The sequence below is a fragment of the Enterobacter cloacae complex sp. genome, assembly GCF_900322725.1.
Lineage (GTDB): Bacteria > Pseudomonadota > Gammaproteobacteria > Enterobacterales > Enterobacteriaceae > Enterobacter > Enterobacter quasihormaechei.
Window position 1 is genome coordinate 1392259 of the sequence record NZ_LT991957.1, and the last position, 13400, is coordinate 1405658.

Sequence of the window (13400 nt, forward strand, 5' to 3'; positions counted from 1 at the left end):
TTTTAACGCCGCTGGCTCGCGATACCATAAGAAAATCCGCCTGAGCGGGTTTGGAATCAGTAACAGTAGATGTAAGGGCGGTTATCGCGGTGCCAGAACAGGCCATCTGGATCCGCTCCCTGCATCACGCGCTTAAGGTTCTGGCGGTCTGACGCTCGGCGCGGCCGTGTGTGGTATAGGCTATTCCAGGCGCTGGAGTTGTGCACGGTGTTCCAGTCCGGCCAGTTGTCAGAGGTAAGATCTGCATAGTGCGCCATCTTTCCATCACAACCAGGGTAGCCAATATGCGCGTTCGGCAGCGGTTTACCGTGGCGATCACGGTCTTTTCGGATAATGAATACAGACATTGGTAACTCCCATTAAGGTTGTTACCAATGCTCCTGTAGTAAACGCATTCTGTCTCCATTCTCTTTCCAGCCCCCTCGCACGTACTTCCTGCATGTTCATGCCGTTAATCCGGCGCTGGTGGCCGTACATATGGTAGGAGTCGCGGCTGGGGGTTCGATAGACCATTCCAATATGTACTGGTGTTCCAACTCCACAGTTGTTATAGGGAGCCGCTTGGAAAACGGAAAATACGCCGCGTTAAGCCTGTTTTTTCAGCGGACATGATGGGCAGCTATGAGCGAAAAGCGGAAGTTGGAGGAGGTAACGCCAGCGATAAAGATGTCCACTTGGCTTATGGCGATTCAGCGTGCCATGATTCAGAAGGTGAGCAGTACTGTAATTTTAAAATCTCAGCGGAGAGCGAGCTTTTTCTAACACTCCGTGGAAGCATGAGAGCCCAGTTTGAAGGGTTGACCAGATATGTGTTTGCCAGGTCTGATCGGCTTGATAAACTAGACTCAGTAGTAATGTGAGGTAAACAATGGCCAGAGCCGACTTAGTGCTGAATTTAGTGGAAACGGGGATAAAGGGTGACCTGCCTCGTTTCAAAATTACCGCAGAAGCGATCGCTGCGGAGGCCACGGCACGCCACCAGTATCAGCTGGCGGACAAGTTAAAAAATATTCTTACTAGTTCAGGTTCGGGTGAGACGCGTCGCTACACCTACGATAATGAGCTACAAAATGCGTTCTATGAAATTCAACCGCGCAAAATTATTGATGACTTGATTATTCCTGAATCAGTTGTCACCCAGTTTATGGAGCTTATTGAAGAGCACGCACGCCGAGATGTTCTGCGGTCTTATAATCTTGAACCCCGACATAAACTTCTTCTTTCGGGCCCCCCAGGCAACGGTAAAACCTCTATTGCCGAGGCTCTTGCGAATCATCTTTCTCTACCGTTCTTCACAGTTAAATATGAAGGCATCATTAATCGTTATCTCGGCGAGACAGCGCAACAGATTGATAAATTATTTGAGTTTGTGAAAACTCAACGCTGCGTTCTCTTCTTTGATGAGTTTGACGCCATCGGAAAAGAGCGCGAAGATGCAAATGACAACGGTGAAATGAAGCGTGTGGTGAACTCACTGCTCAAGCAGATCGATTTATTACCTAGTCATGTTGTGGTCGTGGGGGCTACAAACCATGAATCAATGCTCGATAGAGCCATTTGGCGCAGATTTCAGTTACAGATAACTGTGCCAGCCCCAACACAGCGTATGGCAATGAAATGGTTTGAAGAATTTGAAAAAAGGGTCGGCCATTCTTTGGGGCTAGCTCCTTCAACCCTTGCAAAAAAGCTGTCAGGGCTGAGCTTTGCCGAACTCGAAGAATTTGCTCTCGACGTGCAACGTAAATACGTGCTCGGCCTCCCCGCAAGTAAAAATAAGCTGAAGGATATTTCCGCTCATTGCCTCAAATACTGGACGGATAGATACCGACAGGAAAATTAATTCACTTAAAAGGAACGTGAAGTGGCAAAGAACCCTCTACTGATATTTACCACACCGAAAGCAGTCAATAAGAGGGACGACCTTCAGCCCTTTGTATCATCGATACAATCACCACCCTTTAATATTCAGGCCGATCGGGTAATACCCAAAGTTGAGAGGCTCGAACGTAAATTCGCTGAATACATCGAGTTTGCTGATACTGCCGAGGGGTTTCTGCCAGAAAAAGTCCTCGTTCTAGAAGTTGCGGGTGAAATTCAGGGCGTTGCTAATGCGCTTGCCCGCGTTAAAGGTTTTGAATATCTATCCTCATCCCTGCTCGAAAAATCTTTTGATAGCGAAGATTATTATACGCTAAGCAACAACAGACGGACGCCCACCTCCAAAAATGCTTACCTCACCATGAGTAATCAGGCTGGGTTGAGCCGACTTTTGGCATTGTGGCGTGAATATCAGAGAACCCGTACCGTTGAACGTGGCTATGGTGCCCTGAAAGAGGTATTTAACAGACTAATTGATATTAGGTTCTGGGATACACGCGACAGGCTGGAGGCAACGTCGGTTGTGGAAAATTGGCAGGCTCTCGTAGAAGATGCTGCGGCTGGATATGACGCTCCTGTGCCATTTGAAATCGAACTATGGTACAGGGCTCTACCCTTAGAGCAGGCCAGAGCTGAAACGAGGATAAGACGCCTTATTGCCCAAGCAGGTGGAAGTATCACCGGAGGATGTCTCCATTCGGGGATCAGCTATCACGCACTTGTTGGTCAGTTGCCGATCAGCAGGGTTGAACAGGTACTTGCCGATGGGGCTGGAATTCTGGAGCTCATGCGCTGTGACGATGTTATGTATTTCAGGCCACTCGGGCAATGCGCGATCCCAGTGAACAGCGAGAATACGGTTGCCAATGAGGGGTTGCCGTTCGGTCATCAGTCCATGCCTGATCCTTATGCCAGTCCAGTGATTGCTTTACTTGATGGGCTTCCGCTTGAGAACCATCAGGCACTGAGTGGTAGACTCGAAATTGATGACCCTGATGACTTTGAAACACTTTATGATTTACCTTCCCACCAGAGCCATGGGACTTCAATGGCTTCATTGATTATACACGGTGATTTGTCCGATCCCGAAGAGCCTCCACTTCGACGCCGCATTCACGTCAGGCCCATCATGGCACCTGGTAGCACAGGATTTAACGGGAGCGTTAGGGAGCAGATACCGACTCACTATCTTCCAGCTGATCTTATTCACCGGGCCGTAGTCAGAATGAAAAGAGGGGAAAACGGCCAGCCCCCTACTGCTCCAGATGTGTCGGTCATTAACCTGTCCGTGGGCGATCCAAGCAGAATGTTTGATGCGCATATTAGTCCGTGGGCACGAATGCTTGACTGGCTTTCCGTCGAGTTTCAGGTGCTTTTTGTCGTTAGTGCAGGTAATTCTGGAATGCAGTTAGTTCTGGATAATGTTGCAGGGGACGACTTTAGTGCACTTACGCCTAATGAGCTCGAAGAACATGCCCTTAAAGCCATTGCATTACAGCGTCCGCTGCGACGTTTACTATCCCCGGCAGAGTCAATCAACGCTCTGACCGTTGGTGCAACGCATCACGACGGCTATACCGGTGCAATCCCGGCAAATCAGGTCGATATTTTTAGAACACAGGGAATGTTCTCCCCTATCAACCCGGTCGCGCTCGGCAGGCGTAAATCGGTCAAACCAGAAATTCATATGCCTGGCGGCAGGCAGACCTATATAAATAAAACCATTACGGCTCGTGATCCTGTCAGACTGGTTATCTCCCAGACGCCCCGCTTCGGACCTGGGCTTCAGTCCGCCATGCCTGGAGTTGCAGGGGCAATTAATCAGTATGGATTTTCATCGGGCACAAGTAATGCGGCGGCGCTGGCAACCCGCAGGCTTGCCATGCTTCATGAAACTCTTCAGGAAATGAAAGAACTTGGCTATGGGGAGGCACTCTCTAAAGCCCCAGATGCTTTGATACTTAAGGCCATGCTGATTCATGGCGCTGAACATAATGTGCTTTCAAGACAGCTTATCAGCCGCCATCTTGACGTAAACGGCAGCCGGACATTCAAGTCCGACCTTAACCAGTATTTGGGTTTTGGCCGGGTGAATGAACGCCGTATTCATTTCTGCCATGACAACCAGGCTACTCTGCTGTACACCAACGTCATCGAGGGTGAAAAGGCACAGGATTTCTTCCTGCCACTTCCCCCAAGTCTAGCTGCGGGGACCGTCAATCGTCGACTTATTGTAACGGTGGCTTGGTTCTCACCAGTAAATTATGGTCATAAAGACTACCGTGGTGCTCAGCTGTGGGCTAGTCCTGCTTTTGGCGCTATCGATTTAGATGAGTTCGATAACTACCCCTCCCACCTCAAAAATGGCACCGTTTATCATGAGGTTCGCAGAGGAAATCGTGCATCGGCGTTTACCAGAGGCGATCAGCTTGCCATCCGCATCAACTGCTATGGTCGTGCAGGTATCAAGAAACTCCGGGTGCCTTATGTCGTGATCGCGACGTTGGATACGCCGGGTGTTGCGCTACCCGTATATGAAGAAGTCCGCGCGGCGTTGCAGATTGCAGCGCAGCAGAACGCATAATTTTTGTAATACCGAGAGAATGTCGTAGTTATCACAGGGTGAGTCGGAGGTGAGCGTAAAACCATAACAGCTTCTTTGCGCTCACCTCCGAGCATAAACATTATGGGTCTGACCTGCCCCCTCTAATTAATGCAATGCGGACTTAGCAACGCCCGTTCTTGGTACATAGCGGACAGAAAGCAAGGTCCCAAGGTCCGCTATGAGCGATAAGCAGACACTCGGCATTATTCTCACTTCTTAAGGATTAAGCCTCTATCCATTTGGGTTCATCGTAGTTATTTAGTGATCTTCAAGTTTCAGCCTGCCAATAAAATTCAATTCAGCGAAGCAAAATATTGTGTTGGTGATTTCCCGAATGCTTTCTTAAACATAGTGATGAAGGCACTCACCGAGTCATATCCCAGAGTGCCGGATACCCTCTGAACCGACTGACCTTCGGCGAGATGATTCAGGGCAATCATCAGATGAAGCTGCTGGCGCCAGCGTCCGAAACTCATTCCCGTCGTACCTTGCATCAATCTTGCCAGCGAGCGTTCGCTGGTTGCCAGACGTGCAGCCCACTGCTTAAGCGTCGTCCTGTCACCTGGATCCGCAAAAAGCGCCTCAGCCATATGCCTGATTTTGGGGTGATCGGATATGGGCAGATGAAGTGCTTCCACCGGTGAATCCGGAATTTGCTCCAGGAGAACAGCTGCGAGTCTTGACGTTTTACTTTCAGGGGAATAACAGGGAGCCTCTGCAGCAAGATAAAGAATGAGCTCGCGGACAAGAGGCGTTATGGCAACCGTACAGCATATTTCAGGCATCACAGCCGCGCTAGGCTCGACAAACAGAAAACAGGAGCGGGCATTCTGTGTCACCTGGCAACGGTGAAGCATATTGCCCGGGATCCAGACAGCATGCCGGGGAGGGACAAGCCACAGGGCATTCTGAACTTCGCAGCTCACTGCTCCGTACAGGGACAGGATAAGCTGACCTTTCCTGTGAGAGTGCGGGGTGATGCCGGAATATTCCTGAGCCTGGACCGCCTGCAGAGCGATGGCTGGCTGGGGAAAAGAATCTGCATCAAACTCGTCAGGTGAGGAAACCACTTTTTTATGATTTGGCATAATTTAGCAATATGTTGTCTTAATATCTATATTTTGTAATGCACATGTTCCTTAAAGTCATTCTTTTTCAGAGAACGAGTGAGATATGTCAGATACAAAAAGCAAGTGGCACTCTGTCGCCCTTGTGTCAGGAATTCTTTTTATCGCCATCAACCTGCGGGTGCCTTTTACTTCAATAGCACCGGTTTTAACGCTCATTCAGGAACATTTTCAACTGAGTATAACGTCGGTTGGATGGCTTAACTCATTGCCGTTATTTGCCTTTGCTGTGTTCTCGCCTTTGAGTGCGACCATTGCCCGTCGATTTGGTCTTGAGCGCACCCTTTTCGGCGCACTGATGGTTATTTCGCTGGGAATTTTGCTGCGTTCTGCAGGTAGCATGTGGGCGCTATATGTCGGAACGATCCTTATCGGTACCGGTATCGCACTGGGGAATGTCCTGCTGCCAGGCCTTATCAAGCGTGACTTTGCCGGAAATGTCGCCTCAATGACGGGGGCCTATTCCATCACGATGGGGGCTGCAGGAGCATTGGGTTCGGCCATTATCATTCCTCTTGCGCAACACTTTGGCTGGAATATTGCTCTCGCCCTCCTGGTGGCAGCGCCAGCGCTTGCCCTGATTATCTGGCTTCCGCAACTGAGCAATCATCAGCAGCTCAGGCTCTCAGGTCAGAATCAGACCACGAGTGTTTCAGTCTGGAGCTCTCCCCTGGCATGGCAGGTAACTTTATTTATGGGGCTGAATGCCATGCCATTTTACGTGGCAGTGGGATGGCTGCCGGCCATTCTTACGGATAATGGCATCTCCCCTGAAAGGGCAGGCGCTGTACACGGGATGCTGCAGTTCACCACCGCGATACCCGGGCTGATACTGGCGGCCACGCTGCGCCGTCTTCAGGATCAGAAACTGGCGGCCGTTGTTGTCAGTCTGCTGTCGGGAATCGCCCTTATCGGAATGTTATATACACCAGGCCTGGCGATGCTGTGGGCTGCCATTCTGGGATTTGGCTGCGGTGCCAGCATGATGCTGGGTCTGACTTTCATCGGATTGAGGACAACAAATGCAGGCGACGCTGCGGCACTGTCAGGCATGGCGCAGTGCGTGGGCTATCTGATGGCCGCGATGGGTCCCCTGTTGCTGGGTAAAGTCCACGACTGGTCCGGTGGCTGGACAGTACCGTTGCTGATGACCGCTGCAATAACGGTGGCCGGTGCCTGTACCGGGCTGGCCGCAGGACGCAACGTCTGCCTCGAACCTGCCGCCTCTGCAGGGTAACTGTTGTCGTCGCTAAAACAGAAGATTTTCTTTAAATATTCATCTTCTAATAATATGAAAAGGCATGATTTTTATGAGTAATATTTTGATTATTAATGGCGCTAAAAGTTTTAACTTCGCCAGAGGCGAACTGAACGAACTTTATGTTAATACTGCGCGTGAGGTGCTGAGCAAGCTTGGGCACAACGTCTGCGTAACGAAGGCTGACTGCGAATTTGAACCGCACGACGAGATCACAAAAATTCTGAACAGCGATGTATTGATTTATCAGATGCCTGGATGGTGGATGGGTGAACCCTGGACGGTAAAAAAATGGGTCGATGAGGTATTTACGGCGGGCCAGGGGGCCCTCTATGAAAGTGATGGCCGTACACGTTCTGATGACTCAAAAAAGTACGGATCGGGCGGTCTTCTTCAGAACAAAAAATACATGCTGTCCCTGACCTGGAATGCCCCCCTGGAAGCCTTCACCGATCCGGAACAGTTCTTTGAGGGGCAGGGTGTGGACGGGTTGTATCTTCATTTTCATAAGTTAAACCAGTTCCTTGGTATGGTCCCTTTGCCCACTTTCATCACTAATGATGTGGTCAAATCGCCTAATGTGGAAAATGAAATCCACCGTTTCAGCGAGCACCTGGTTGCGACATATTCCTGAACCATGTCAAAGCCCGATGTTTTCAGAACAGGGCTTTGTCATTTCCCAGGGAAGGGTAAAGGATCAACCCTGCTCAACACTACATGATAATTAAAACTTCAGGATAAGTTTTTCATGCCGGTGATTTCACCCCCGGACGTCACCCTTTTGAAATAGTCCGGCAACCCAGTCAGCAAAAACGCGAACAGCTGGAGAAAGAAACCGCTGATGCGGATAAAGCAATGTGACCGGAACTGATGGCGGTTGCCAGTCATCCAGAACTTCAACAAGCCTGCCTTTCTTAAGATCCTCAGAAACAATACTTTCTGCCAGCTGTGCCAGCCCAAAACCTTCAAGACACATTTTAATGTAGAGTCCCGTTTCGTTAACGGCTGCGTTTCCTGTTACAGGCACGTACAAACTTTCGGTGCCACGCAGGAAATGCAGCTCGTCTGTGCGCCTGCCCGAGCCGGAAAAATAGTGGATGGCCCGATGCTCTGACATATCATCCGGGGTTTGAGGAATACCATATTCCTTGAGATAGTCAGGAGAGGCACAGGTGATCCACCGAAACCGGCCAAGTGGGCGGGCCACAAGCGTAGAGTCATTAAGCTCTCCCGTTCTGATCACGCAGTCAACGCCCTCCTGAACCAGATTCACCTGTCTGTCGCTGACGCCAATCATCAGGTAAATATCCGGATAAAGCCGGTAAAAATCTTTCAGGTTTGGCATGACGATGAAATGGGCTATCCCTCCCGGCATATCAACGCGTAAACGTCCCTGTGGCCGCCCTCCGACATCCTTCAGCCCGGATTCTGCATGTTCGATTAAGGAAAGTATTTCCCTGCACTCACCGAGATACTGCATACCTTCAGGGGTAAGGCTGACCCGCCTTGTTGTCCGGTTAAGCAGGCGAACCTGCAAATACTTCTCAAGACTTTTTATCGAGCTGGTAACCGTCGATGAGGGCAGTGAAAGCGTTTCTGCTGCCCGCACGAAGCTCCCGGCTTCAGCCACGCGTAAAAAGATCTGCATAGCCTGAATGCGATCCATTTCTTCCTCTCAGCCGATGATCAGTGAAGATTATTATTCGTGAATTATGAATTATGAAAACAGTTTAAGCATCTTTTTCACTTTAATCGAGCCACGTATCGTTTCTCAGATTGCTAAGAAAGAGGCTGTTCAGATGAACGATTACATCAGAAATATTGTGAATAACCAGACTGCAAACCCACCGTTGACATTGATTCGGGGCGCAACGATCCTGAGCATGGATGACAACGTGGGCAACATTGAGCACGGCGACATCCTTATTCGTGGTGCAACCATCGCTGCCGTGGGTCAGAATCTGGACGCGCAGGATGCCCACGTGATAGATGCCAGGAACATGATTGCCATGCCGGGAATGGTGGATTCACATCGTCACTCATGGGAAGGCCAACTGCGCCGAATCAACCCTAATGCTACCTGTCTGGATGACTACAGCAACGCCACGCATTTCTCTTTCGCCAAATATTATCGCCCTGCCGATATCTATGTGGGTAACCTGCTTACTGCCCTGGGCGCCATTGATGCGGGCATAACCACCGTTATTGATAATTCGCACAACAGCCGCACCGCTGCACACTCTGATGCCGCCGTAGAGGCGCTGCTGGATTCGGGCATTCGTGCTATTCACGCCTCCGGGGCACCCGTTGCAGGCGAATGGGACAAAGCACACTGGCCGGGCAACTGGCAGCGCCTGCAGGAGAAGTATTTCAAAAACAACCCTGAAGGGCTTGTCTCTCTGGGTGTCATGGCCCAGCTGGAGCCAGAGCTGTGGGCGGAGGCGCGCAGGCTGGGACTACCAATCGTCACAGAATTCTTCGGTGCTGAGATGGCCTCTGAACTTGAATCACTGCATCAGCAGGGGTTGCTGGGGCCGGACAATATTTTCAATCACTGCACGGCGTTGCCTGATGAGGGATGGGAGATCCTGCGCAAAGCCGGTGTACGGGTGAACGTCTGCCCCCGTTCCGATTCGCACTATGGCATTGAAAGCGGGATGTTCGCCATTGAGGCCGCGCAGCGTCATGGTATCAACCCGGGCCTGAGTGTTGATAACGAAACGTCTTACAGTACCGATATGTTTATGGAAATGCGTGTGGCTTTTTACCTGCAAAGGGTAATGGGCATGCACCAGCAGCACTGCTGCGATTCATCCCTCTTGCTGAAAACGCTGCCGGCAGCGCAGCTCCTTAAAGCCGCGACTGTCGATGGCGCAGTCTGTGCAGGGCTGCAGGACAAAATTGGCAGCCTGACACCAGGCAAACAGGCAGACCTTATCCTGATTAACGCCGGCGATATTAACCTCTACCCGAACGGGAATGCGTTTGGCACCGTGGTGCATGCAACGGAGCGAAGCAACATCGATACCGTCATGATCGGCGGACGCATCGTTAAGCAGCATGGCAAAGTCGTGGGCGTGGACAGCGCGCGACTTCACGCAGCGATTGATGAATCCCGGGCGCATCTGTTTGCCGCCGCCGGGTATGAGCCTGACATTTTTGCTGAGACCTTCCTGCCGCCGGCGCAGACACACTGACAGGTATGAAACGTATGAGCATGATTTATTACGTCATCGCTTTTGCCGCAGGTCTTGGTATCACCCTGCAGACAACCCTGAACAGCCAGCTGGCCCGGGGGCTGGGTGGTGACCCTGTTACCGCTGCGTTATTTTCGTTTACGGCTGGCGCATTCAGCCTTGGCGTTTACGCATTGTTGCGTGGGGGACTGTTCACCTCGCTTGTGGCCATTCCTTCTCAACCGCTGTGGAGTCTGGCGGGAGGTCTGATCGGGGCCTGCGCTCTTTTCAGCTATGTCGTGCTCGCGCCCAAAATTGGGTTTTCAGCCCTTCTCGGCCTGGCGATTGTCGGACAGCTACTTTCGTCTCAGATGATTGACCATTTTGGCCTTCTGGGTGCCATAAGGCGACCTGTTTCGTTGCTCAAACTGGCTGGGATGCTGGTCATGCTGGCCGGTCTTGCAGTCATGCTCTTTGGTGATCGCCTGTCACACCGTTTCATGAACTGACAGAGAAAAATCATACGCCGGTAGCGTCAGGAATTAATCCATTAAGGCAGGAAACCCTGCCTCACTGAGGTAACACAATGCTTACGATCGCAGCTCATGTCAGTAATGAACTGGGAGAATGTCCTCTCTGGTGTGAAAGAACACGCCGCCTGTACTGGACAGATATTGAGGGCCGCGAATTACTTGCCATGCAGGAAGACAGTGAAGAAATCAGCCGCTGGTCCTTACCTGAACGCCTCGGCTCATTTGCGCTGACTGAGGAAGAAAACGTACTGCTGATGGGTTTTGAATCCCGCCTCGGCTATTACGATCTGCAGAACGGTATTTTTACCCTGATTGCTGCTTCACCTGGTGCCCAGGGTACACGTATCAACGACGGGCGCTGCGATCGCGCAGGAAATTTTGTATTCAGCTCGATGCACGATGGCAATCCCCTACAGGCTATTGGCAAATTTCACAGGCTGAACGCAGCCACTCTGGAAACAGAGACGCTGAGCCTGCCTGCGGTGGCCATACCGAACAGCATCTGCTTCAGCCCGGATGGCGGCACCATGTATTACAGCGATTCCATGCAGGGACGCATTTTTTGTTGTGATTACCCTTCACTCAGCAATCAGCGAATTTTTACTGAAGTAGAAGGCGGCGCGCCTGATGGATCCTGCATTGATGCGCAGGGCTATCTGTGGAACGCAGAGTGGGGCGGTAGCCGGGTCGTTCGTTACAGCCCTACAGGAGAATTGGACAGCGTTCTGTCTACTCATGCCATACAGACGACCTGTCCGGTACTCGGCGGTTCGTCATTTAAAACGCTTTTTTGTACCAGTGCACGCGTTGGCCTCGCTGAGCCTACCAATTATGACGGTGCGCTTTTCAGTATCCGTTCACTTTTTTTGCCGGATTACCTGAAAGCCGATTTGCAGCGTGCATAATATAACGTCTGGTATTTGATCTGATTCAGGCTGAGCAAAGAGTCCGCTTTTGGCACATAGCAGACCGTCATGTCAGCTCAAAAAACTGGCTTAACGTAGGATATTCTGCCTTTTTCCGGCAGACCCCTTATAGGGTGAGCGTTTGTGTTTCAGACGTACCGCATGATGGGGCGTTCGGCGCGTGTTCATGCCATTTGGCTAGCTCAAGGTACTGCCAGCGGCCTTATCCCGCGCGGCTATGTACCCAGAGTTAAAGAGAAAGCCCCGTAGCCGTTGCCAGCTGTCGGGGTGTCCCTTGCATCTAACAATTAAAGAATAAAGGGATTTAATCCGCACATTCGTCCCATTTAAATTTTAGGAAGAAGTTGATAGGCTATTGAGCAAATTTTCAACGGACATGACCATGACAGCCTTCATGCTTTCGCAGATCATCGCGGCCATTTCTTTTTGTTCTGACCTCATCGCTTTCTATCTGCCAAAACGTGTTTATGTCCTCCGGACGCTCGCGCTGTCCACGTTTCTGCTTTCGGTTCACTTCCTGCTACTGGGTCAGCACAGCTCTGCGGCCATGATGTTTCTGGCGTGCGTTCGCTTCCTGGTGGCTACCCGCAGCACAGACAAGCGCCTGGTCTATTTCTTCCTGCTGGCCGCACTGGCGAGCTGTGCGCTCACCTGGCAGGGCTCTACCGACTTGCTGCCGCTGGGTGGCAGCCTGATGCTCACCTGGGCGGCGTTCCAGACTAACGATATTCGTATGCGCCTTTTCACAATGGGCGGAAGTCTGTTCTGGATAACGAATAATATTGTGGTTCAGTCGCCGGTGGCGATCCTGATGGAAACCACGTTTTTCTTGAGCACGTTCGTTTCGATGGTGCGCCTACAGCGCCGTGAAAAAAAACTGATCGCAGTATAGTCACAACCCCTTTGATTCCAGGGGGGGTTGATAACAAACGGGGATAAAACCCCGTCTTTTTTCTCACCCGCCCGCGCGACCGCAACAATTAGCCTTCATCACGTTCACGCGGGAGGTACTTAACGTTTACTTTGACGGGACTTAACGGGTCAGATAACCGTTGTCACCAGTTGAACTGTTTTCCCAGGTGCCTTTGCCCTTACCCAGAACGACGGTCATCGCATTCATATAGATGTTCAGCTTGCCGTCTGTCACGTTGTAGCCCTGCGCGGTAGAGCCGTTCATCGTCACGCTGTCGCTCTTCACCACCAGATCCGCCGTGTGCTGGCCGTTAGGCTGGTAAACCTTCCACTTACCCAAGAAAGGCTTCATGGAGCGCACGCCGTCGGCATGGGCTTCACTGCGCTGTGCGTCAGCTGCGCGGTGACGCTCGTTTATTTCATGGCGTGAAATACCGTTCTGTGCGGCCGTTTTGTGGATATCGCAGCCGTTGCCGTCGGTTTCCTGCGTGCAGCCGCTGCGCTCCAGCTGTGCGCGGTAGCCAGCGCTGATCGCGTGTGCCGGTGATGCAGCAACAGCAGCAAATACAGCCAGGGTGATCAAAGTCTTTTTCATTTTCATTTATCCAGGGTTGCGCCGCCGTTCAGGCGGAAAGTGATGGTGGAAATAGCGCCGTTAACGGGCTTGTTAGGAACAAATCGCCAGTTTTTCATGGCGTTTTTAACTTCTCGTTCAAAGATATTGGCTGGCTGAGCGCTTAAGATTTCCACGTTGTCCACGCGGCCGTCGGCCATAACGTCGTATTTAACGCGCACACGGCCTTCAATCTTCAACGCCTGCGCCTGGGCTGGGTATAACGGTGCAGCGCGGGAGACTGCAACTGGGGCGGCAGTAACCTTGTTGCTACTCAAATCACCGAGCAGATCGTCCACCTCTTCACCAGCTGGCGTAGCCGCTGCAGCTGCTTCACGGGCTTTAAAATGTGCGTTGGATTCAAACACGCCA

Annotated in this window: 11 protein-coding genes and 2 pseudogenes; 8 read left to right on the top strand and 5 right to left on the bottom strand. The window is 51.3% G+C overall.

Annotated features, from left to right (window positions below; all coding sequences use genetic code 11):
* Positions 1 to 56 precede the first annotated feature (56 nt).
* Complete coding sequence (locus DBR02_RS07000; RefSeq protein ID WP_107533857.1) at positions 57 to 347, bottom strand: hypothetical protein; 291 nt, start codon at positions 345 to 347, stop codon at positions 57 to 59.
* A gap of 521 nt (positions 348 to 868) precedes the next feature.
* Here DBR02_RS07000 and DBR02_RS07010 point away from each other — a divergent pair.
* Together DBR02_RS07010 and DBR02_RS07015 are read left to right on the top strand one after the other, a co-directional pair.
* Positions 869 to 1840: an AAA family ATPase gene (locus tag DBR02_RS07010; RefSeq protein ID WP_107533861.1), complete on the top strand. Its 972-nt coding sequence runs from the start codon at positions 869 to 871 to the stop codon at positions 1838 to 1840.
* Positions 1841 to 1861: 21 nt separating this feature from the next.
* Complete coding sequence (locus DBR02_RS07015; protein ID WP_107533863.1) at positions 1862 to 4462, top strand: S8 family peptidase; 2601 nt, start codon at positions 1862 to 1864, stop codon at positions 4460 to 4462.
* Positions 4463 to 4776: 314 nt separating this feature from the next.
* Here DBR02_RS07015 and DBR02_RS07020 read toward each other — a convergent pair whose 3' ends face one another.
* Complete coding sequence (locus DBR02_RS07020) at positions 4777 to 5571, bottom strand: AraC family transcriptional regulator (protein ID WP_107533865.1); 795 nt, start codon at positions 5569 to 5571, stop codon at positions 4777 to 4779.
* 85 nt (positions 5572 to 5656) lie between these two features.
* Between DBR02_RS07020 and DBR02_RS07025 the strand changes: the two genes are divergently transcribed.
* Both DBR02_RS07025 and DBR02_RS07030 read left to right on the top strand, forming a co-directional pair.
* Positions 5657 to 6847: an MFS transporter gene (locus tag DBR02_RS07025; protein ID WP_107533866.1), complete on the top strand. Its 1191-nt coding sequence runs from the start codon at positions 5657 to 5659 to the stop codon at positions 6845 to 6847.
* A gap of 73 nt (positions 6848 to 6920) precedes the next feature.
* Entirely contained in the window at positions 6921 to 7502 is a 582-nt protein-coding gene (locus DBR02_RS07030) for an NAD(P)H-dependent oxidoreductase (RefSeq protein ID WP_107533867.1), read from the top strand.
* Between the two features lie 126 nt (positions 7503 to 7628).
* Here DBR02_RS07030 and DBR02_RS07035 read toward each other — a convergent pair whose 3' ends face one another.
* On the bottom strand, positions 7629 to 8534 hold the full coding sequence (locus DBR02_RS07035) for a LysR family transcriptional regulator (protein WP_107533868.1): 906 nt from the start codon (positions 8532 to 8534) through the stop codon (positions 7629 to 7631).
* Positions 8535 to 8667: 133 nt separating this feature from the next.
* On the opposite strand from DBR02_RS07035, the gene DBR02_RS07040 reads away from it, so the two are divergent.
* The 4 genes and pseudogenes from DBR02_RS07040 to DBR02_RS07055 all read left to right on the top strand — a co-directional run bounded on the left by DBR02_RS07040 (position 8668) and on the right by DBR02_RS07055 (position 12395).
* The gene (locus DBR02_RS07040; RefSeq protein ID WP_107535624.1) at positions 8668 to 10065 is read left to right on the top strand and encodes an amidohydrolase family protein; all 1398 of its coding nucleotides are present in this window, start codon (positions 8668 to 8670) and stop codon (positions 10063 to 10065) included.
* Positions 10066 to 10079: 14 nt separating this feature from the next.
* Entirely contained in the window at positions 10080 to 10553 is a 474-nt protein-coding gene (locus DBR02_RS07045) for a DMT family transporter (protein WP_107533869.1), read from the top strand.
* Positions 10554 to 10630: 77 nt separating this feature from the next.
* A pseudogene (locus tag DBR02_RS07050) lies at positions 10631 to 11487 on the top strand (SMP-30/gluconolactonase/LRE family protein).
* 398 nt (positions 11488 to 11885) lie between these two features.
* Positions 11886 to 12395 carry a YgjV family protein gene (locus tag DBR02_RS07055; RefSeq protein ID WP_157959552.1) on the top strand — a complete coding sequence of 170 codons (510 nt, stop codon included), beginning with the start codon at positions 11886 to 11888 and terminating at the stop codon, positions 12393 to 12395.
* A 141-nt stretch (positions 12396 to 12536) separates the two neighbouring features.
* On the opposite strand, the gene DBR02_RS07060 is transcribed toward DBR02_RS07055, so the two are convergent.
* Positions 12537 to 13010 (bottom strand): hypothetical protein, encoded by a 474-nt coding sequence (locus DBR02_RS07060; RefSeq protein ID WP_045910008.1) that lies wholly within the window; start codon positions 13008 to 13010, stop codon positions 12537 to 12539.
* 2 nt (positions 13011 to 13012) lie between these two features.
* A pseudogene (locus tag DBR02_RS26955) lies at positions 13013 to 13285 on the bottom strand (TonB family protein); the annotation flags it as partial.
* Positions 13286 to 13400: the final 115 nt, after the last annotated feature.

Bases quoted from the DNA above. Each gene is read 5' to 3' on its own strand.
- DBR02_RS07000 (WP_107533857.1), bottom strand. From the start codon at position 347: ATGTCTGTATTCATTATCCGAAAAGACCGTGATCGCCACGGTAAACCG.
- DBR02_RS07010 (WP_107533861.1), top strand. From the start codon at position 869: ATGGCCAGAGCCGACTTAGTGCTGAATTTAGTGGAAACGGGGATAAAG.
- DBR02_RS07020 (WP_107533865.1), bottom strand. From the start codon at position 5,571: ATGCCAAATCATAAAAAAGTGGTTTCCTCACCTGACGAGTTTGATGCA.
- DBR02_RS07025 (WP_107533866.1), top strand. From the start codon at position 5,657: ATGTCAGATACAAAAAGCAAGTGGCACTCTGTCGCCCTTGTGTCAGGA.
- DBR02_RS07030 (WP_107533867.1), top strand. From the start codon at position 6,921: ATGAGTAATATTTTGATTATTAATGGCGCTAAAAGTTTTAACTTCGCC.
- DBR02_RS07035 (WP_107533868.1), bottom strand. From the start codon at position 8,534: ATGGATCGCATTCAGGCTATGCAGATCTTTTTACGCGTGGCTGAAGCC.
- DBR02_RS07040 (WP_107535624.1), top strand. From the start codon at position 8,668: ATGAACGATTACATCAGAAATATTGTGAATAACCAGACTGCAAACCCA.
- DBR02_RS07045 (WP_107533869.1), top strand. From the start codon at position 10,080: ATGAGCATGATTTATTACGTCATCGCTTTTGCCGCAGGTCTTGGTATC.
- DBR02_RS07055 (WP_157959552.1), top strand. From the start codon at position 11,886: ATGACAGCCTTCATGCTTTCGCAGATCATCGCGGCCATTTCTTTTTGT.
- DBR02_RS07060 (WP_045910008.1), bottom strand. From the start codon at position 13,010: ATGAAAAAGACTTTGATCACCCTGGCTGTATTTGCTGCTGTTGCTGCA.